The following is an 18,711-nucleotide window of genomic DNA, read 5'->3' as shown; positions in this document are numbered from 1 at the left end:
GATTCCGGGCATCACGAAACTAGTCGGAGGGAAGTACCAGAGTGCCTAGCGAATACGCGAAGACACTGGGCGGCAAACTACGCGCCATCCGCCAGCAGCAAGGTCTGTCGCTGCACGGCGTCGAAGAGAAGTCCAAGGGCCGCTGGAAGGCCGTCGTCGTCGGCTCGTACGAGCGCGGCGACCGTGCGGTCACCGTCCAGAAGCTCGCCGAGCTCGCCGATTTCTACGGCGTCCCGGTCGGCGAACTGCTCCCGGGTTCGGCCAAGGCCGCAGCGGCTGCCGCTGCTCCGCCGAAGCTGATCCTCGACCTGGAGGCCCTGCACCACCTGGACGCGGGCGAAGCCGGTCCGCTGACCCGCTACGCGGCCACCATCCAGGCTCAGCGCGGTGACTACAACGGCAAGGTGCTGTCGATCCGTCAGGACGACATGCGCACGCTCGCGGTCATCTACGACGAGTCGCCGACCACTCTGACCGAGCGCTTCATCTCCTGGGGTGTCCTGAACCCCGAGGCGAAGGGCGACGTCGAGGAGTCCGCCGAGGCCGCCGGCGCCTGAGCGGATGTGACGGTCGGGGCTCGTAGCAGCTTGCCCGCGGCCGCCCGCTCGCTCAGTTGATCCAACGAAGCACTACCCACGGCAGGAACCACCTCACCTGCCGGCCGAGGCCGGGGCCGTTCCCCCCGCGCCGCAGAACCACGGGGACGCAAGCGCCGGCCCGGGACCGTACCGAGACGGTCACCGGGCCTCGATCACCGTCCCAGCGCACGCAGAAAGACCCGAAGGAGTGCCAGAGGGCTCGCCCCCCTCACCCCTACGGGTCGATTCTTCGCCAACTGCCCCGAAGTCAGCTGCCGCGAACAGCTCGCCTCAGACGCCGAGCGTCGGCTTGAGCTGCAGCAGCCGGGCCAGCAGCCCGTTCACGAACGCCGGGGACTCGTCGGTGGACAGATCCCGCGCCAGCGCGACCGCCTCGCTCACCGCGACCACATCCGGCACCTGGTCGTCGTACAGCAGCTCGTAGGCGCCGATCCGCAGGATGTTGCGGTCGACGGCCGGCATCCGGTCCAGCGTCCAGCCGACCGAGTGCGCCGACAGCAGGTCGTCGATCGCGCCGATGTGCTTGGCGACGCCCTCGACCAGCGCGACGGTGAACTCGTTGACCGGCGGGTCGTTGTCCTCGATCCGGTCGGGCAGGGTGCCGCCGACCGGCAGCCCCCTGACCTCGGACTCGAACAGGACGTCGAGGGCCCGCTTCCGTGCCTTGCTCCGGGCTGACATCCGGCGTCAGGAAGAGACGCGGCCGAGGTAGTCCCCCGTCCGGGTGTCCACCTTGACCTTCTCGCCGGTGGTCAGGAACAGGGGCACCTGGATCGTGTAACCGGTCTCCAGCTTGGCCGGCTTGGTGCCGCCGGTGGAGCGGTCGCCCTGCAGACCCGGCTCGGTGTACTCGACCAGCAGCTCGACCGAGGCCGGCAGCTCGACGTACAGCGGGTTCTCCTCGTGCACCGCGACGATGGCGTCCTGGTTCTCCAGGAGGAAGTGCGAGGCGTCGCCGACGACCTCGGGAGCGATGCTGACCTGCTCGTAGGTGGAGCTGTCCATGAAGACGAACGAGCCGCCGTCGTTGTACAGGTAGGTCATGTCGCGCTTGTCGACGTTGGCCACCTCGACCTTGACGTCGGCGTTGAAGGTCTTGTCGACAACCTTGCCGCTCAGCACGTTCTTCAGCTTGGTGCGCATCACGGCGCCGCCCTTACCGGGCTTGTGGTGCTGGAACCAGACGACGGACCACAGCTGCCCATCCAGGTTGAGCACCATGCCGTTCTTGAGGTCGTTCGTCGATGCCACGCGGGTATACCCTTCGAAATCGATCAGCGGTAACGCCAGATTGTAGCGGTCACCTGCCGATTCTCTCGATTCGTGCGCCGCCCGGCCCGTACCCTGCTGTCATGGAGTTCGCGATCTTCGTGGTGATCCTGGCGATCCTGGGCGTCGTGGGCAAGCTGAGGAAGTCCAACGACCCCAACGGCGGCCGGACCGAGCGCATGCAGAAGATGCTCGAGCGCATCCAGGCCCAGCAGGGCGGCAACGCGCCCGTCCAGCTCCAGGGCCAGTTCACCCAGGCCGCCGGCCAGCAGTACCAGCAGCCCGCACCCCAGCAGGCCGCCTACCCGCCGCCGGTCCAGTTCGCGCCCCCGCAGTACCAGCCCGGCCCCTACCAGCCGGACCCGTACCAGGCGGCGCCGTACCAAACAGCTCCCTACCACCCCGCCGCTCCCCTCCCGAAGCAGCCGACCCCACGCCGCGACACCGACCAGCGCGTCCGCGACCTGATGGCGGCCAACAACGAGGTAGGCGCCATCCGCCTCCTCTCCGACGAGCAGGACATGGGCCTCCTCGAAGCCCAGCAATACGCCCGCAACCTGGTCAACCCACCCACCCAGGCCACCCCCGCCACCCCCGAAGACGAAGACACCCGCTACATCGGCTCCGCCGCCTTCGCCGACTCCCTCTTCGACCTAGACCGCGAAGAACACACCTGGGCCTCCGGCTGGGTAGACACCCCCGAACCCGAAGACCGCTCCGACATCGAAGAACTCTGGCAAACCGTCAACAACCCACCCCGCCCAACCGCAGCACCGTAAACGTGTAGTGCTTTCGGGGGATGTGGAAGCCGGGTGGGAGTGGGGTGCCGGTTCGGTGGGCTTGGAAAGTGGGGTGGTCGATGGGGGTGTCTGGCGGCGGGACGTCGGGGGCGTGGTGGGCGCCTTGGCCTTGGATGTCTACGAAGCCGCAGAGGATGGAGGAGCGGCTTTGGAGGTGGGTGGGGGTTTTGTCGAAGGCTATGGAGCGGGTTTCGCCGCCTAGGCGGAGGGGGACTACGAGGCGGCCGTCGGGGTGTAGTTGGTGGACCCAGGCGGGTGGGATGTCCCAGGCGGTGACGGTGACCAGGAGGCGGTCGTAGGGGGCGTGTTCGGGGACGCCGAACTCGGCGTCGGCTTGGACTACGCGGACGGCGGGGTAGCCGGCTCTGGTGAGGGCGGTGCGGGCTCGGGTGGTTACGTCGGGGTCTATGTCGACTGTGGTGACGGTGCCGGTGGGGCCGGTCAGTTCGGTGAGGAGGGCGGCGTTGTAGCCGCCGGAGCCGATCTCGAGGATGTGGTCGCCGGGGCGGACGGCGGCTTGTTCCAGCATCAGGGCAACCATGCTGGGCTGTGAGACCGAGCTGATGGCGACTCCGGTGTCGTCACGCTTCATGAGGACGACATCGTCGGCGTACGCGGCCTTGAGCGGCATTGGCGGCAGGAAGAGGTGTCTGGGGACTGCGCGGAACGCCTCGGCGATGCGCTCGTCGCGGAGGGCGCCGGTGGACTGCAGGTGGTTGACCAGGGCTGCGCGCAGTGCGGCGGGGTCGTCTGCGCGCTCGGTCATTGGTCAGGCCTGCCTGTCGCCTAGGGACTCGAGGAGGGTCCGCAGGGTGTTGGCGAGCTGCTCTCGCTCCGGCTTGGAGAGGCCGGCCAAGAACTGCTCCTCGGTCTCCAGATGCGTCGGCAGGACGGCGTCGATCAACTGGAGGCCTGCTGCGGTCAGTGTGACCTCGACACCGCGCCCGTCGGTCGCACTGGGCTTTCGACTGACCAGGCCGCGCGCTTCGAGCCGGTCCAGCCGCTGGGTGATCGCACCGGACGTCACCATCGACGAACGCATCAGCCCGGCCGGAGTGAGGCTGTGCTCGGAGTTGCTGCGCCGCAGCGTCGCCAGGACGTCGAACGACGCGGAGTCCAGGTCGTGGCGGGCGTAGTTGCGTTTGAGCTCGGTGTCGGCCATCAGGGCCAGCCGCTTGAGCCGGCCGAGCACTGCCATCGGAGAGGCATCCAGGTCCGGACGCTGCTCACCCCACTGCTCGAGGATCAGGTCGACGTGATCGGGCATACCCCCAGAGTAGTCCAGATTGCTTAGCGCTGAGGTATTGAAAGTTGCTTAGCGCTGAGATACTTTGTCTTAGTGCTAAGCAATCGACTCACCTTGATCCTCGTCACGGCGATCACGCCGCTGATCTGGGGAACCACGTACCTGGTCACGACGGAGCTGCTTCCGCCCAACCGCCCGCTGCTGGCCGCCGTCATCCGCGCGCTGCCCGCGGGTCTGCTGCTCGTCGCGATCACCCGGACGCTGCCGCGCGGCAGCTGGTGGTGGCGCTCGCTGGTGCTCGGCACGCTCAACATCGGCGCGTTCTTCGCGCTCCTGTTCGTCGGCGCCTACCGCCTCCCCGGCGGCGTCGCCGCCACCATCGGCGCGATCCAGCCGCTGCTGGTCGCCTTCCTCGCCGCCGGCCTGCTCAAAGAGCGCCTCTCCACCCGCAAGGTCCTCGCGGCCGTCGCCGGCGTCTTCGGAGTCAGCCTGCTGGTCCTGCGCGCCGACGCCCGCCTCGACCTCTGGGGCGTCCTGGCCGCCCTCGGCGGCGCAATCGTGATGGGCTTCGGCATCGTCCTCAGCAAGCGCTGGACGTCGCCCGCTCCCCTGCTGGCTACCACCGGCTGGCAGCTGGTCGCCGGCGGCCTGGTGCTTTTGCCCGTCGCCTACCTGGTCGAAGGTATGCCGCCCGCGACGCTGACCCTGACCAACCTCGCCGGCTACGCCTACCTGACCATTATCGGCTCGGCCGTCGCCTACGCCCTCTGGTTCCGCGGTCTGCGCTCCCTGGGCCCCACCGACGCCACCTTCCTCGGTCTGCTCAGCCCAGTGGTCGCCACGCTGCTCGGCTGGCTCGTACTCGGCCAGACTCTGTCGACCGCTCAGCTCCTCGGCGGCCTCATCGTCCTGGCGGCGCTTGTGACTGCCCAGCTGCGCCGCCGTCCGGCCCCTCCCAAAGCCACGATTCCGGTCCTCGTCCCCGCCACTGGAAGGTCCTGACCATGCGCATCCTGGTCTTCGGCGCCACCGGAGCTGTCGGCAGCCACGTCGTCCAAGAAGCCCTCGACCGCGGCCACCAGGTCACTGCGGTCAGCCGGAGCTCCCGACCCCGCAATACGTCGTCCGCCGACTTCCGCCAGGGCGACGCCTCGGACTCCGCAGCCGTGGCCCAGCTCGCCGCCGGTCACGACGTGGTGATCAGCGCGACCAGACCGCAGCCAGGGCAGGAGAGCGACCTGGTCGGTGCCACCAAGGGCCTGCTGGACGGACTGCGCGACAGCGGCGTCCGACTGATCGTGGTCGGTGGCGCTGCCAGTCTGACCGTCCCTGGGACCGGGCTGATGGTCATCGATCAGCCCGGCTTCCCAGCGGAGTACCGCCCGATAGCAGAGGCCTGCAACGCGCAGTTCGACCTGGTGCGTGCGGCCAGCGAGGTCGACTGGACCTACGCGAGTCCCCCGGACCTCCTTGAACCAGGCGCCCGGACTGGCACGTACCGGCTGGGCGCAGATGAGCTGCTGGTCGCAGCGGATGGCAGATCGTCGATCTCGCTAGCGGACTTCGCCGTCGCGCTCGTGGCTGAGGCCGAGCAGGCGCAGTACCGCGGCCGTCGGTTCACAGCGGGCTACTAGTCAGATGAGGCCCTCTCGCAGCGCATAAGCGACTGCGTGGGAGCGGTTCCTCAGCTGCAGACGGCTCGTCACGTCGTGGAGGACGTTCTTCACCGTCCGCTCCGAGTACGAGAGCTCGCGGGCGATCTCCTGTGTGTCCTTGCCGTCGGCGACCAGACGCAGCACCTGCGTCTCCCGGTCCGACAGGGCGGTGTGGGACCGCCCACGCGGCGCCAGCACGTGTCGCTGCATACGCGACACCTGACCGAGGAGCCGGCCTAGCAGGTCAGCCGGCAGGCTCCCGTCCCCCGCGGCGGCGGTCTGCAGCAGCTGCACGATGCGGTCGGCTGTCGCCTCGGTCCGCCTCAGGACTCCGGACACCCCCAGCTCGACCGCAGTCATCAGTGCGTCGTCGTCGATCGTGCTGCCGATCAGTACAGTCCGGCGACACCCCCGTTGCGTGGCCGCACGTAGTACCTGGACCGCTCCGGCGTCCATGGCGTCCACTGCGATCAGCGCCACCACTGGCGGGGCGGTGCGCTGATCCGATTGCGCTAGCAGGGCCGTCAGCTCGGTGTCACTGATCAGCGCGACTTCCGGTCGCTGCCGTAATGCGTGCACGAGCCCGAACTGCGACAGCGGGTCAAGCGCCTTCACCCAGACCGGAATGCGTTGCTGCGTCGTCATACTGGTCACTCCCCCAAATCGTCGATTCCGATCGTGCCCCTGCACCTTCAGCCAGCCTTAAGACTGCCCGCCACCCACCTTGATGCCCGAACGGGCAGATTGGTTGTGCCGAAATTCCGACCGGTTCGGTCAGCGGAGCGCTTGCAGCTCGTCGAGGGCGCGGTGACCGCGCTCGATCACCCCGGGAACGAGGTCGTGATCCACGCGCCGCACCTGCCATTCGATCTGAAGCAGGATCTGCGTCGCCACGAGGACGGCCGCTCCTTCCCAACCGACCAGATCGAGGATTCGCGCCCGCAGCCGGCCGCGCGCGCCGTCCAGACGCGGGTCCTGGAAGGTGTGCCACTGGAGGGTGGTCAGATCGGTCGCGCGGGTGCCGCTGCCGGCGTTCCCGATGTCCACGACGGCCACCACCGCTCCGTCGCGGACCAGGACGTTGTCGGGCTTGAGATCGGCATGCACCATGTCGGGTGCTTCGCGTGGTGCGGGGACGTCGGCGCACAGCTGCCGAATGCGATCGACCATGGCCGACACCTCGGCCGAATAGCCGGACAGCTCGGCGACGGCCTTCGACAGACTCGGAGCCAAGTCCTGGCCGGACTCCCGGCCGGTCGCGAGCCGCCAGGCGTACGACCAGTGGTCGTAGGGCTCGGAGGCTTGGCCGGCCTGGAGCTCGTTGATCGCCATCAGCTGCTCGACGATGGACAGCGTCAGCTCCGGCGCGGGTGTCGCGTCGACGAAGTCCACCAGAGTCCAGACATGAGTGGCGGTCGCGCCTACGCCGAGGCAAGCCGGGGTCGGATAACCCTGCCGACGCATATGTGCGATCACTCGCTGCGCCCGCAACACCTCGCGCATCTGGTCGGGACCCGCGCGGCGCCAGGCTTTGAGCACCCCATCTGTCCTACCGGTCACCCGGACGCGTAGTGCGCCCACGTCCAAGCCTCCAGGGAGGCGGTTGGCCAGAGTCACCTCGGCCCCGACGACCCGGGCCACGTCGTCCAGGACCCCGATCGGCAGGTCTTCGTGATACGTGCCCGGGGTCATTGGCATCGAGTTTGGCTCAGGCGGGGAGCGTGGTGAGCGCGCGCAGGGCGAGGCGGTAGGAGTCCAGGCCGAAACCCGCGATGGTGCCGGTGGCGACGCCGGCGACGACGCTGGTGTGCCGGAACTCCTCGCGGGTGGCGGGGTTGGTCAGGTGGATCTCGATCAGCGGCGCCGTCCGCTGGGCGCAGGCGTCGCGCAGCGCGTACGAGTAGTGGGTGAACGCCGCGGGGTTCAGCACGACGGGGATCTTGCCGTCGGCCGCCTCGTGCAGCCAGCCGACCAGCTCGGCCTCGTCGTCGGTCTGCCGCACCTCGACCGCGAACCCCAGCTCCGCCCCGAGCTTCTCGCACTCGGCCGCGACCTCGGCGTACGTCGCCGAGCCGTACTTCTCCGGCTCCCGCGACCCCAGCCGCCCCAAGTTCGGCCCGTTCAGCACCAGCACGCGCTCCGTCACACCACTCACCTTAGTCCGCCGTGTGCCGGGCTCGCCTTCGGCATCGCCCAAGAACAAGACGGAGTGCCCGCAAGCAGCCGCGCCGTGGACGGGGGCAAGGGAGCCCGGTGGCCGGGGGGGAAGCCCGGGGGGCGGGCGGAGCGGAGCTGGCGGTGTGCCGACGGTCAGGTGATTTCGCTGTAGGCGGCGAGGAGGAGGGTGGGGTCGGGGGCCTCGAGGATGGTGGGTTTGGCGAGGGCGTCGAGGACGACGAAGCGCAGGCGGTCGGCGCGGGTCTTCTTGTCGAGTTTCATCGCGTCCTGCAGGTGCGACCAGGCGTCGGCGCGGTAGGTCGTGGGCAGGCCCAGGGACTCCAGGACGGCGCGGTGGCGGTCGGCGGTGGGGTCGTCGAGGCGGCCGGCCGCGCGGGCCAGCTCGGCGACGAAGACCATGCCGATACTGATCGCCGCACCGTGCCGCCACTTGTAGCGCTCCAGGCGCTCGATCGCGTGACCGAGGGTGTGGCCGTAGTTCAGCGCCTCGCGGCCGATCGCGCCGCCGGCGACCGTCGTCCGCTCGCGGAGGTCGGCGCCGACCGCGTCGGCCTTGACCTGGATCGAGCGGGCGATCAGCTCCGCCGTCGCGGCGTACGCCGGGGCCGAGGCGCCGGCCGGGTCCTTCTCGACGAGGTCGAGGATGACCGGGTCGGCGATGAAACCGCATTTCACGACCTCGGCCAGGCCGCTGACGTAATCGTTGCGGGGCAGGGTCTCCAGCGCGGCGAGGTCGCACAGCACCCCGGCCGGCTCCCAGAACGCGCCGACCAGGTTCTTGCCCTCGGCGGTGTTGATCCCGGTCTTCCCGCCGACCGCCGCATCGACCATCCCGAGCAGCGTCGTCGGGATCGTCACGAACTTGACCCCGCGCAGCCAGGTCGCCGCGACGAAGCCACCCAGGTCGGTCGTCGTCCCGCCGCCGACCGCGACGATCGCGTCGGACCGGGTGAACCCGGCCTGGCCGAGCACCGTCCAGCAGTACGCCAGCACCTCGGCCGACTTCGCCTCTTCGGCGTCCGGGATCTCGATCGCGTGCGCGGTGAAACCGGAGCCGGTCAGGTCGTCGCGGATCGCGTCACCGGTCGAGCGCAGCGCCCGCGGGTGGATCACCGCGACCCGCTGCACCCCCTCGCCCAGCAGCCCGGGCAGCTCGGCCAGCAGGTTGTTGCCGATGACAACGTCGTACGGCGCCGCGGCGTCGACCCGGATCCGCGTGGTGTCCGCGCTCATGCGAGGTGCTCCTGGATCTCGGTGGCGATCTCGTCGGGGGTCTTGCCGTCGGTCTCGACGGTGAGCTTCGCGACCTCGGCGTACAGCGGACGCCGAGCCTCCATCAGCGTGCGCAGCTGCGTCCGCACGTTGCCGAGCAGGAGCGGACGGGCGACCGACAGGCCGACCCGCTTGGCCGCCTCGCCGAGGCTGACGTCGAGGAAGACGACGGTGTGCCCGGCCAGGTCCGCGCGGGTGGCGGCGTCCAGGATCGCGCCGCCGCCGAGGGACAGCACCTCGCCGTCACCGGTCAGCGCGGCCACGATCGCGGCCCGCTCCAGCGCGCGGAAATGCGCCTCGCCGGAGTCGACGAAGATGTCCGAGATCGCCTTGCCGGCGCCGGACTCGACGTCCTGATCGGTGTCGCGGTGCGGGACCTGCAGGCGCTCGGCGAGCAGCGCGGCGATGGTCGACTTACCCGAACCGGGCGGGCCGACGAGGACGACGACAGGGCTCACTGCTCGGTCCACTCCCGCGGCGTGATCGTCGTCGGCAGCGCGGCCAGGTACGACGTGTGGTTCCGGGCGGTCTCGGTCACCGAGTCGCCGCCGAACTTCTCCAGCGCGACCTCGGCCAGCACCAGCGCCACCATCGCCTCGGCGACGATCCCGGCGGCCGGGACGGCGCAGACGTCGGAGCGCTGGTGATGCGCGGCCGCGGCCTCACCGGTGCTGGTGTCGATCGTGCGCAGCGCCCGCGGCACGGTCGCGATCGGCTTCATCGCGGCCCGGACCCGCAGGGTCTCGCCGGTGCTCATCCCGCCCTCGGTACCACCGGAGCGGCCGCTGGTCCGGCGGACCGTACCGCCTTCGGCGACGATCTCGTCATGCGCCTTCGAACCCGGCGTCCGGGCGAGCTCGAAGCCGTCGCCGAGCTCGACGCCCTTGATCGCCTGGATACCCATCAGGGCGCCGGCCAGCTTGGAGTCGAGGCGGCGGTCCCAGTGCACGTAGCTGCCGAGGCCGGGCGGGAGGCCGTCGACGACGACCTCGACGACGCCGCCGAGGGTGTCACCGGCCTTCTGCGCGGCGTCGATCTCGGCCACCATCTGCTTGCTCGCGTCGGCGTCCAGGCAGCGGACCGGGTCCTCGTCGAGTTTCGCGACGTCGGCGTACTCCGGGATCACGCCGTACGGCGCCTTGACCGTGCCGAGTTCGACGACATGGCTGACGATCGTCACGCCGTACGCCTGCCGCAGGAAGCGGGCCGCGACCTCGCCGAGCGCGACGCGCGCCGCGGTCTCCCGCGCGCTGGCCCGCTCGAGCACCGGCCGGGCCTCGTCGAACCCGTACTTCTGCATCCCGGCCAGGTCGGCGTGACCGGGGCGCGGGCGGGTCAGCGGGGCGTTCCGGGCCAGGTTGGCCAGCGTCTCCGGATCGACCGGGTCCGCGCTCATCACCTGCTGCCACTTCGGCCACTCGGTGTTCCCGACCTGGATCGCGACCGGGCTGCCCATCGTCACGCCGTGCCGGAAGCCGCCGAGGAACGTCACCTCGTCCCGCTCGAACTTCATCCGGGCGCCGCGGCCGTAACCGAGCCGGCGGCGCGCCAGCGCGTCGGCCACGTCATCCGTGGTGACCTGAACCCCAGCGGGGAGACCTTCGAGTACGGCGACGAGCGCTTGTCCGTGCGACTCGCCGGCGGTGAGCCAGCGCAGCATGCCGCCATCCTCCCACGCCCGCCCGGGCCGCCGGACGCCGGTCTCACCGCTCAGCGGCAGGTCGGGGACTCGGCGTCGAACCCGTTGCGGACCTTGAGCACCGTGTCGAACGTCTTCACGATCGGCGACGAGTCGCAACTCGTGGCCGCGGTCGCCGCCGACGCCCCGGCGATCGCGGCGCCCCCGAGCGCGGTCGTGGCCAGGACGGCGGCCGCCAGCCGGACGGCGTTGCGGCGGATTCCGGTGTTCATTCGGTGCGCTCCCTTGGCGGTCGTTTTCCCTGTCCTCCGACCGTAGAAGTTCGCCGACGCCGGGGAACTGGCGGTGGATCCCGTCTTGGGGGTAGCGCTGGCACCACCATGGATAGGGTCCTGCCATGACTTCGAGGGCTTCGCGAGTACGTGGGTGTCTGCTGGGCGGGGCGATCGGGGACGCGCTCGGAGCGCCGGTCGAGTTCGACAGCGGACGGACGATTCTCGCCGCGCATCCGGGGCGATTGCGGACCTTCGTCAGCGGTACGGCGGGGTGGCCGGCCGGCTCGATCACCGACGACACCCAGATGACGCTGTTCACCGCCGAGGGCATCCTCCGGGGCGGCGGGGTCGAGGTCGCTTCGGCGTACGACCGCTGGCTCGACACCCAACTGCTCCCCGCCCCGCCCGCTTCGGCGTCCGGCCTGGCTGCCGAGCCCATGCTCTACGCCCGCCGGGCCCCCGGTAACACCTGCCTGTCCGCCCTCACCGCAGCCCGCTCCGGCCGGATCGGCCAGCCTGCGGCCAACGACTCGAAAGGCTGCGGCGGGGTGATGCGGGTCGCGCCGTACGGTCTGCTCGCGGGTATCACCGCGAAGCAGGCCTTCGACGGCGCGGTCGAGGCAGCCGCCTTCACCCACGGCCACCCCACCGGCCAACTCGCCTCCGGCGCCCTCGCCGCCCTCCTCCACGAGATCTGCGCCGGCGCCGACCTCCACACCGCCCTCGACTCCACCCTCACCCTCCTCGCCACCTACCCCACCCACCAAGAAACCACCACAGCCCTCACCACCGCCCGACAGCTTGCCGCGGACGTGCGTTCGGCCGGGTCTGCCTCAAGCGCCGGACAGCAGGCAGGGCTCGAGTCCCCGGCGGCGCAGGTGGGAAGTGCGATGAGCGACGCGACCCGGGAGGCGGGGTCGGGCGACGCTCGGCCGGATGCCCACGCGAGCTCGGGGGCGGGACTGGCCGGCGCTCAGGCGGTCGAGTTTGCTGACAGCGCCGGACACGAAGCAGGGCTCAAGTCCCCGGCGGCGCAGGTGGGAAGTGCGATGAGCGACGAGCCCGTTGGCGTGGGGGCGGGCGAGGCTGGGACGGCGGGTGGCGTGGGGGCGGGCGAGGCTGGGACGGCGGGTGGCGTGGGGGCGGGTGTGGGTGGGACGGCGGGTGGTGGGGGTGGGGAGTTGTTGCGGGTTGAGGGGTTGGGTGGGGGGTGGGTGGGTGAGGAGGCGCTGGCTATTGGGGTGTTTGCGGCGTTGGTTTGTTCAGGGGTTGGGGAGGTTTTGGAGGGGTTGGCGTTGGCGGTTTCGCATGGTGGGGACAGTGATTCGACGGGGGCGATTTGCGGGAATGTGTTGGGGGCTTTGCATGGGGAGGCGGGGTTGCCGGCGGAGTTGGCGGGTGGGGTTGAGGGACGGGAGGTGGTGTTGCGGATGGCGGCGGAGCTAGAGCGGCTCGATGCCTAGTTTGTGGGTGAAGACGTTGCGCGGGTCCCAGGCGGACTTGATGCGGCGGAGGCGGGGGTAGTTGCCCAGGTAGTAGAGGTCGTGCCAGGGGACGCCGGACTTGTTGTACGCCGGGTCGGCCAGGTCGACATCCGGGTAGTTGATGTAGGAGCCGGCGTTGATCGCGTTCGGGACCGGGACGCCGCCGGTGTCGCGGTACAGCTCGCCGTACCACTTGCGGGCCCAGGCCAGGTGCTTGGCGTCCTCGCCCTCGTCGTTCCAGGTGACCGTGATGACCATCTTCGCGACGACGTCCCGCTGTGCGGTGGCGGTCGCGTCGGAGCGGACCGTGTTCACCTTGCCGCCGTACGGGATCAGCAGCAGCGACGTCTCCGGCGCGGTGTTCGCGGTGTCGGTCAGCATCGCGTGGATGGTCTCGATCTGCGCGTCGGTGTACCCCTTGCGCAGGTAGCCGGCCTTCCACTTGTTCCGCGTCACGCTCGGCCCGGCCGCGATCGACCGCTGGATCGTCGTCCCCAGGAACGGCCCCTCCGGGACCGGGTAGACCTGCGGCGCCGGGTCGAGCCCGGCGACCATCGCCTTCGTGAACGTCTCGAGCAGCCCGGCCGCGTTCGGCACGGCGGCGTCCAGCTGGTTCGACATCAGGAAGCTGCCCGCGGACGACGTCGAGAGGATGAACGGGCTGTAGAGCGTGGCGTACGGCGAGTCCGCGGTGTTGTGCGCCTCGAAGAAATTGAAGAAGTTCCGCACCGCCCGGACGAACCCGGCCCGGCCGATCGTCTTCCAGTCGTACACGATGATGTTCGACAGCAAGCTGGTAGGTGCCTTGGGCAACGAATCGCCCGGATTCCGCCCGGTCGCGCCCGCCGAGCGCATCAGGTAACGGGTGACGAGCCCGAAGTTGCCGCCGCCACCGCCGGTGTGCGCCCACCACAGATCCTTGTGCGCGTTGTCCCGCGTCGCGACAACGGCCCGCGCCCGGCCACGCGCGTCGACGACGACCACCTCGACGCCGTACAAGTGGTCGACGACCGAGCCATGCTTACGCGACAGCGGCCCGTACCCACCGCCCGCGAAGTGCCCACCGACCCCGACGCCGAGGCACCCACCGCCGGGGATCGTCACGCCCCAGCCGTAGAACAGATCCTTGTAGACCTTCTCCAGCGTCGCGCCGACCCCGATCGAGAACGCGCGGTACCGCTCGTCGAAGGTGACGTCGTCGTAGGTCGACATGTCGAGCAGCACCTGGACGTCGGAGCTGTCGACGAAGTCCTCGAAACAGTGCCCGCCGCTGCGGACCGCGATCTTCTTCCCGCCCCGCACCGCTTCCTGCACGGCCCGGACGGCGTCCTCGGTCGACTGGATCACCCGCGCGTACTCCGGCCGCGCGGTGAAGCGCTTGTTCTGACCGCGCTGGACCAGATCGGCGTACCGGTTGTCGCCCGGCCGGATCTTCTCCCCCGCGGCAGCGGACAGCGGCCCAGCGGACGGCGCCGCGGTGGCGGTGACCGGGACGGCGAGCCCCGCTCCGGCGACGGCGGTCCCGGCCAGTAGACCTCGACGGCTGATCGGCATCAGTTTTCTCCCCACGTGGTTCGACTGCCTCGAACCTACGAAGAGCCCCGGTGCCCGCACATCAGCCAACCGGCTGAGTAGGTCTATCCCCTATCCGGCGTAGAGGCGGCCGAGCGGCTCGCCGACCACGACTCCGACCAGCGCGCCGACCAGCATGAACGGACCGAACGGCACCATCTCCCGCCGCGTCAGCACCCGGGCCGCGATCAGCACGATCCCGACCACCGCCCCGAGGAAGAACCCGCCGTACAGCCCGGCCGCGAACTCACCCCAGCCGAGCCAGCCGAGCGCGAGCCCGAGCAGCCCCGACAACCGGACGTCGCCGAACCCCACTCCGCGCGGAAACGCGAACCACAGCACGTAGAACACGCCGAACCCGATCGCGCCCGCGATCGCGGCCCGCCGCAGCGCGTCCCACTCCCCCGACACCAGCGCGGCACCGACCAGCGCGAGCCCGACGACGGCGTACGTCGGCCAGATGATCGCCGACGGCAGGAACCGCGTCCGCGCGTCGATGTATCCGAGCACCGCGCCCGAGATCGCCAGCACCAGCCACGCGATCAGCGCGGCGTCCTCAGCGAGCAACCAGCCGAGCACTCCCCCGGCGATCGCAGCCAGACCACCACACCAGTACGCCGATCGCGGCCCGGCCAGCTCGGCGTACAAGATCTTCGTGTCGCCCTCGTCGAGCACCGGCTCCGGGATCCGCCGCAACAACCAAGGCGCGAGGACGGACGCCGCCGCCCCGCAGCAGATCACTCCGGCAGCCGCGGCCAGCCACTCACTCGACACGGTCTCGCACCTTCATGGCGCGAGACTAGCGCCTCAGACGAAGGTGTACGGGGTGTGGAAGAAACCGGCGGGGTCGTACTTCTTCTTGACCGCGCGCAGCCGCGGCAGGCTCGCGCCGTAGTAGGTGGAGACGCCGCGCCGGGCCTCGACGTAGTTCACGTAGCCGCCGGCCGAGAACGAGCGGACGGCGGCATGGCCCTGATCGATGAAGGTCTGCGCGGCCTTGAGTTGTGCGGACGACGGCTTCGGCGCCGTCCCGACGTACCACTGGATGACGCCGAGGGCCGAGCGCCACGGCCAGGCCGCGCCACCGGTGGGCTGCTTCGCGGCCTGCCCGCCGAGCGGGTCGATGATCGCGGCGGCCGGCGTCTTGGCCCGGGCCGCGGCCTTCACCGTGGCGATCAGCGCGCTGATCGAGGCGGCGTTCATGGGGGCGCGCAGGACGTCGGAGCCGGCCAGGAAGCCCGTCCGTGGGCTGGTCGTGCCGCCGCCGAGGTACTTCACCGCCTCCATGTGCGTCTTCACGGTGATCGAACGGGTCGCCGCCTTCGCGCCGACGAACGACTCCAGCTGGGCGGCCGCGGCGGCCGCGTTCCCGGTGGTGGAGATGCCGAGCACGTGCACCGAGAGGGTTCCGTTGCTCTTGGCATTGAGATGCAGGTTGCCCCAGGCCGTGCTCGGCGCCTTCTGGACGAACTCCTGCCAGCCGGCCACCACCGCGGCGGCCTTCGCCTCCGGCCAGGTCAGCCGGAAGAAGCCGAGTTTGGGGCCCGGGATCGTCGCGAACTGGAACGACGTCACGACGGCCAGGTTGCCGCCACCGCCGCCGCGGAGCGCCCAGAACAGATCCGGATCGGCCTTCGCCGAGATCGCGCGCGCCTTGCTGTCAGCGGTCACCACGCTCATCCCGACCAGGCGGTCACAGGTCAGCCCCCACGCGCGGGTGTGGATGCCCATCCCGCCGCCGAGTGTCAGCCCGGCGACACCGACGGTCGGGCAGGTGCCGGTCGGCAGCGAGCGGCCGTACTTGTCCAGGAACGCGTGCACGTCGTACAGGCGCGCCCCGGCGCCAACGGTCAGGACGCCGTTCTTCGCGTACGTCATCCCGCGCAGGGCGCCGACGTCCAGCTGGATGCCCTTGCTGAGCACGGATGCGCCGACGTACGAGTGGCCGCCGGCCTTCGGGACCAGGACGAGCTTGTTGTCCCGGGCGAAGTTGATCGTGGTGACGACATCCGCCGTCCGGGCCGCGCGGACGACCGCGGCCGGTTGGACCGCATCCCAGCGGGGGTTGAAGAGCTGATGCGCCGCGGCGTACCCGGACGTCGACGGCATGAACAACTTGCCGCCCTGCAGCGCGCGGGACAACCGGTTCCAGTTCGGGGCGGCGGTGCCGCTCGCCAGCGCGTCGGTGCCGCCGGTGAGCGCGACGGCGGCGGTGAGCCCGCCTGCTTTCAGAACGGTACGGCGGTCAAGCTGGCTCACGATCGTCGAGCTCCTCACGTGCGGCGGCCCTCATGGCCGCCAGCGGCGCGGGCGACCTACCCGTCATCATCTCCACCTGCAGGGTCGCCTGGTGCACAAGGAGATCAAGCCCGTTCAACAGCTCTGTACCGATCCGGTGCGCGGACAGCGCGAGCTGCGTCGGCCACGGGTGGTAGGCCACGTCGAAGACCACCGGCGCGACACTCGCGAAGTGGTCCGCCCACGCGTCCACCGCGCCGCCGGGCAGCGTCGAGATGCACAGGTCGAACCCGCCGATCTGCTCGACCTGGGAGAAGTCGGCGACCGACGTTTTCAAGCCTAGCTCGGCGGCCAGATCGAGCAGCCGCTCCGTTTTCCCGAGGTCGCGGACGACGACCGTGACCTCGCTGACCCGCATCCCGCGCAGCGCCGCCAGCGTCGAGGCGGCGGTCGCTCCCCCACCGAGGACGACGGCCGAGTCGGCCACCGTGATCCCGCGCTCGGCGAACGCGCTGACCAGCCCCGGGACGTCGGTGTTGTGCGCGGACCGGGAACCGTCAGGCTCGAACAGCATCGTGTTCGCGGCGCCGATCAGCTCGGCGACCGGATCGACCGTGTCGACCAGATCGAGCGCGACCCGCTTCAGCGGCATCGTCAGCGAGAGCCCGCGGACGTCGTCGCCCAGGGACGCGACGAACCCGCGCAGCTCATCCTCCCCGACCTCGAACGCGTCGTACGACCAGTCGAGCCCGAGCGCGGCGTACGCGGCCCGGTGCATGGCCGGGGACAGCGAGTGCGCGATCGGCGAACCCAGGACGGCGCAACGGGTCATGTCAGCAGCGGCCCTTGTTCGCGGAGCACCAGGCCCGCAGCTTGTTCACGTTCGCCTGGTGCTCACTCGCCGTCCGCGCGAACGCGGTCTCGCCGGTGTCGAGGTTGACGAGGGTGAAGTACAGCCAGCCGCCCTTGGTCGGGTTCACCGCGGCGCGCAGCGTGTCCTTGGTCGGCGAGCTGATCGGCGTCGGCGGCAGGTCCTTGTTCTTGTAGGTGTTGTACGGCGAGTCGATGTCGCGCTGCTCTTCGGTGGTGAACACACCGCCGTCGCGACCGGCCACGTAGTGGACGGTCGAGTCCATCTGCAGGCGCATCCCGGCGGCCAGCCGGTTGTAGATCACCCGGGCGACCTTGCCGTAGTCCTGCTGGCGGTTCGTCTCGCTCTCGATGATGCTGGCCACGACCAGCGCCCGGTACGGGTCGATGTCCTTGCTCTGCGCGGTCTTCACGAAGTTCACCGCGGCGGCGTTCTTCGCGTACTGCGCGGTCATCAGCTTGATGATCGCGGTCGCATCGGCGCCCTTCGGGACGTCGTACGTCCCCGGCGCCAGGAAACCCTCGGCGTTGGCGTGCGCGTAGGCCGGCAGGCCCAGGCCCTTCGGGTTCCCCATCGCCTTGGCGGCCGACCCGGCCGGCAGCTTGAACCGCGGGTTCTGCAGGATCGCGACCACTTCGGCCTTGGTCTTCCCGGCCGGGACGCTGATCCGGAGCACCCGGATCGACTCGGCCGTGTTCAGCATCAGCTCGAACGCGGCCTTCGCGGACATGTGTTTGCGCAGCGTGTACGTCGCCGCCTGGATCTGCCGCGAGCGCGAGTCCTCGCGAGCGACCCGCTCGAACGCCTTGGCGCTCTTGACGACCTCTTTCTTCTCCAGGGTGTCGGCGATCGACGCCGTCGCCTGGCCCTTGGTGATCTCCACCGAGACCGTGCCCTCGCCGTTGCCCTCGTAGTCCGGGGCGGCGAAGACCTTCTCCAGCGCGTCCTTGCCCTTGCCGAAGCCGACCACGGCGCCCGCGACCAGCGAGCCCACGACCAGCAGCGAGATGATCACCGCGAAACAGCCCAGACCGCGCCGGGCGCGCTGTTTGCGGCGCAGCTCACGGCGCTCCACGCGGCTCTCCGGGCGCAGCCCGAGGCCGGTGCCGAGGTCCTCGCCCTCGGCGCGGTCGTCGTCCACCGTCGGTCGGTTCATAACGGCCTCCCCGGTGGATTCCCGGTCTCCCGCTCGAGATCGAGCGCATGCTGCAGAATCACGACCGCGGCGGCCTGGTCGACCACCGCCCGCCGCTTCGAACCCTTCTTACCGCGCTCGCGTAACACCCGCTCGGCGGTGACCGTGGTGAACCGCTCGTCCACCAGCCGCACCGCGGGCCCCGCGTCGCCGCTTCGCACCAGCTCCCGCACCTGCCCCGCCGTCTCCCGGATCTTCACCGCGGCGGGCCCCTCGCCCCCGTTCAGGGAGCGCGGCAGCCCGATCACGATCTCGAACGCCTCCAGTTCGGCGACGAGTGCCGCGATCCTACCCAGATCACCGGGCCCACGACGGATCGTCTCCACCGGGGTGGCCAGGATCCCGTGCGGATCGCTCTGCGCGACGCCGATCCGGGCGTCGCCGATATCCAGTGCGATCCGCACGCCGATGCGCATGG

General features: G+C 70.2%; 22 protein-coding genes. 5 read left to right on the top strand and 17 right to left on the bottom strand.

Annotated elements, in window-relative coordinates:
- Positions 1 to 41 precede the first annotated feature (41 nt).
- Positions 42 to 557, top strand: a complete 516-nt coding sequence (bldD, locus tag ACZ6ZD_RS32735) for a transcriptional regulator BldD (protein WP_171678696.1) — start codon at positions 42 to 44, stop codon at positions 555 to 557.
- Between the two features lie 312 nt (positions 558 to 869).
- Here bldD and nusB read toward each other — a convergent pair whose 3' ends face one another.
- Together nusB and efp are read right to left on the bottom strand one after the other, a co-directional pair.
- Complete coding sequence (gene nusB / locus ACZ6ZD_RS32730; protein WP_171678695.1) at positions 870 to 1,280, bottom strand: transcription antitermination factor NusB; 411 nt, start codon at positions 1,278 to 1,280, stop codon at positions 870 to 872.
- A gap of 6 nt (positions 1,281 to 1,286) precedes the next feature.
- On the bottom strand, positions 1,287 to 1,850 hold the full coding sequence (gene efp, locus ACZ6ZD_RS32725) for an elongation factor P (RefSeq protein ID WP_465677937.1): 564 nt from the start codon (positions 1,848 to 1,850) through the stop codon (positions 1,287 to 1,289).
- Between the two features lie 101 nt (positions 1,851 to 1,951).
- On the opposite strand from efp, the gene ACZ6ZD_RS32720 reads away from it, so the two are divergent.
- Positions 1,952 to 2,647 (top strand): hypothetical protein, encoded by a 696-nt coding sequence (locus ACZ6ZD_RS32720; RefSeq protein WP_465677935.1) that lies wholly within the window; start codon positions 1,952 to 1,954, stop codon positions 2,645 to 2,647.
- On the opposite strand, the gene fxlM is transcribed toward ACZ6ZD_RS32720, so the two are convergent.
- Together fxlM and ACZ6ZD_RS32710 are read right to left on the bottom strand one after the other, a co-directional pair.
- Positions 2,613 to 3,434 carry a methyltransferase, FxLD system gene (fxlM, locus tag ACZ6ZD_RS32715; RefSeq protein ID WP_465677933.1) on the bottom strand — a complete coding sequence of 274 codons (822 nt, stop codon included), beginning with the start codon at positions 3,432 to 3,434 and terminating at the stop codon, positions 2,613 to 2,615. The two genes, ACZ6ZD_RS32720 and fxlM, sit on opposite strands and share 35 nt — an antisense overlap.
- A 3-nt stretch (positions 3,435 to 3,437) precedes the next feature.
- Positions 3,438 to 3,935 (bottom strand): MarR family winged helix-turn-helix transcriptional regulator, encoded by a 498-nt coding sequence (locus ACZ6ZD_RS32710; RefSeq protein WP_465677931.1) that lies wholly within the window; start codon positions 3,933 to 3,935, stop codon positions 3,438 to 3,440.
- Positions 3,936 to 4,007: 72 nt separating this feature from the next.
- Here ACZ6ZD_RS32710 and ACZ6ZD_RS32705 point away from each other — a divergent pair, with 72 nt between their 5' ends.
- Complete coding sequence (locus ACZ6ZD_RS32705) at positions 4,008 to 4,916, top strand: EamA family transporter (protein WP_465677930.1); 909 nt, start codon at positions 4,008 to 4,010, stop codon at positions 4,914 to 4,916.
- A 2-nt stretch (positions 4,917 to 4,918) separates the two neighbouring features.
- Positions 4,919 to 5,548 carry an NAD(P)-dependent oxidoreductase gene (locus tag ACZ6ZD_RS32700; protein ID WP_465677928.1) on the top strand — a complete coding sequence of 210 codons (630 nt, stop codon included), beginning with the start codon at positions 4,919 to 4,921 and terminating at the stop codon, positions 5,546 to 5,548.
- Here the strand turns inward: ACZ6ZD_RS32700 and ACZ6ZD_RS32695 are convergent, their stop codons facing one another.
- From ACZ6ZD_RS32695 to ACZ6ZD_RS32665, 7 genes are all read right to left on the bottom strand, one after another.
- Positions 5,549 to 6,214, bottom strand: coding sequence for a helix-turn-helix transcriptional regulator (locus ACZ6ZD_RS32695; protein WP_465677926.1), 666 nt, complete (start codon positions 6,212 to 6,214; stop codon positions 5,549 to 5,551).
- 129 nt (positions 6,215 to 6,343) lie between these two features.
- Positions 6,344 to 7,261, bottom strand: a complete 918-nt coding sequence (locus ACZ6ZD_RS32690; RefSeq protein ID WP_465677924.1) for a phosphotransferase family protein — start codon at positions 7,259 to 7,261, stop codon at positions 6,344 to 6,346.
- Positions 7,262 to 7,277: 16 nt separating this feature from the next.
- Positions 7,278 to 7,715, bottom strand: coding sequence for a type II 3-dehydroquinate dehydratase (aroQ, locus tag ACZ6ZD_RS32685; protein ID WP_465677923.1), 438 nt, complete (start codon positions 7,713 to 7,715; stop codon positions 7,278 to 7,280).
- 164 nt (positions 7,716 to 7,879) lie between these two features.
- Positions 7,880 to 8,980 (bottom strand): 3-dehydroquinate synthase, encoded by a 1,101-nt coding sequence (aroB, locus tag ACZ6ZD_RS32680; protein ID WP_465677921.1) that lies wholly within the window; start codon positions 8,978 to 8,980, stop codon positions 7,880 to 7,882.
- Complete coding sequence (locus ACZ6ZD_RS32675) at positions 8,977 to 9,477, bottom strand: shikimate kinase (RefSeq protein ID WP_465677920.1); 501 nt, start codon at positions 9,475 to 9,477, stop codon at positions 8,977 to 8,979. The genes aroB and ACZ6ZD_RS32675 overlap by 4 nt, the downstream gene beginning before the upstream one ends.
- On the bottom strand, positions 9,474 to 10,679 hold the full coding sequence (gene aroC, locus ACZ6ZD_RS32670) for a chorismate synthase (protein WP_465677918.1): 1,206 nt from the start codon (positions 10,677 to 10,679) through the stop codon (positions 9,474 to 9,476). Before aroC ends, ACZ6ZD_RS32675 begins: the two co-directional genes overlap by 4 nt.
- 50 nt (positions 10,680 to 10,729) lie before the next feature.
- Entirely contained in the window at positions 10,730 to 10,930 is a 201-nt protein-coding gene (locus tag ACZ6ZD_RS32665; protein ID WP_465677916.1) for a hypothetical protein, read from the bottom strand.
- 125 nt (positions 10,931 to 11,055) lie between these two features.
- On the opposite strand from ACZ6ZD_RS32665, the gene ACZ6ZD_RS32660 reads away from it, so the two are divergent.
- On the top strand, positions 11,056 to 12,396 hold the full coding sequence (locus ACZ6ZD_RS32660) for an ADP-ribosylglycohydrolase family protein (RefSeq protein WP_465677914.1): 1,341 nt from the start codon (positions 11,056 to 11,058) through the stop codon (positions 12,394 to 12,396).
- Here ACZ6ZD_RS32660 and ACZ6ZD_RS32655 read toward each other — a convergent pair.
- From ACZ6ZD_RS32655 to ruvX, 6 genes are all read right to left on the bottom strand, one after another.
- Positions 12,376 to 13,971, bottom strand: a complete 1,596-nt coding sequence (locus tag ACZ6ZD_RS32655) for an FAD-binding oxidoreductase (protein WP_465677913.1) — start codon at positions 13,969 to 13,971, stop codon at positions 12,376 to 12,378. The two genes, ACZ6ZD_RS32660 and ACZ6ZD_RS32655, sit on opposite strands and share 21 nt — an antisense overlap.
- 90 nt (positions 13,972 to 14,061) lie before the next feature.
- On the bottom strand, positions 14,062 to 14,763 hold the full coding sequence (locus ACZ6ZD_RS32650) for a prepilin peptidase (RefSeq protein WP_465677911.1): 702 nt from the start codon (positions 14,761 to 14,763) through the stop codon (positions 14,062 to 14,064).
- A gap of 33 nt (positions 14,764 to 14,796) precedes the next feature.
- Positions 14,797 to 16,248, bottom strand: a complete 1,452-nt coding sequence (locus tag ACZ6ZD_RS32645) for an FAD-binding oxidoreductase (protein WP_465677909.1) — start codon at positions 16,246 to 16,248, stop codon at positions 14,797 to 14,799.
- The gene (locus ACZ6ZD_RS32640; protein ID WP_171678660.1) at positions 16,235 to 17,059 is read right to left on the bottom strand and encodes a shikimate dehydrogenase; all 825 of its coding nucleotides are present in this window, start codon (positions 17,057 to 17,059) and stop codon (positions 16,235 to 16,237) included. The genes ACZ6ZD_RS32645 and ACZ6ZD_RS32640 overlap by 14 nt, the downstream gene beginning before the upstream one ends.
- A 1-nt stretch (position 17,060) precedes the next feature.
- A complete protein-coding gene (mltG, locus tag ACZ6ZD_RS32635) occupies positions 17,061 to 18,254 on the bottom strand; it encodes an endolytic transglycosylase MltG (protein WP_465677907.1) in 1,194 nt (397 codons plus the stop codon).
- Positions 18,251 to 18,709, bottom strand: a complete 459-nt coding sequence (gene ruvX, locus ACZ6ZD_RS32630) for a Holliday junction resolvase RuvX (RefSeq protein WP_465677905.1) — start codon at positions 18,707 to 18,709, stop codon at positions 18,251 to 18,253. The genes mltG and ruvX overlap by 4 nt, the downstream gene beginning before the upstream one ends.
- Between the last annotated feature and the right edge of the window lie 2 nt (positions 18,710 to 18,711).

Source organism: Kribbella sp. NPDC104218, from assembly GCF_055584105.1.
The sequence above is the reverse complement of the archived record's forward strand: the minus strand, read 5'-3'. Positions and strand labels throughout refer to the sequence as shown.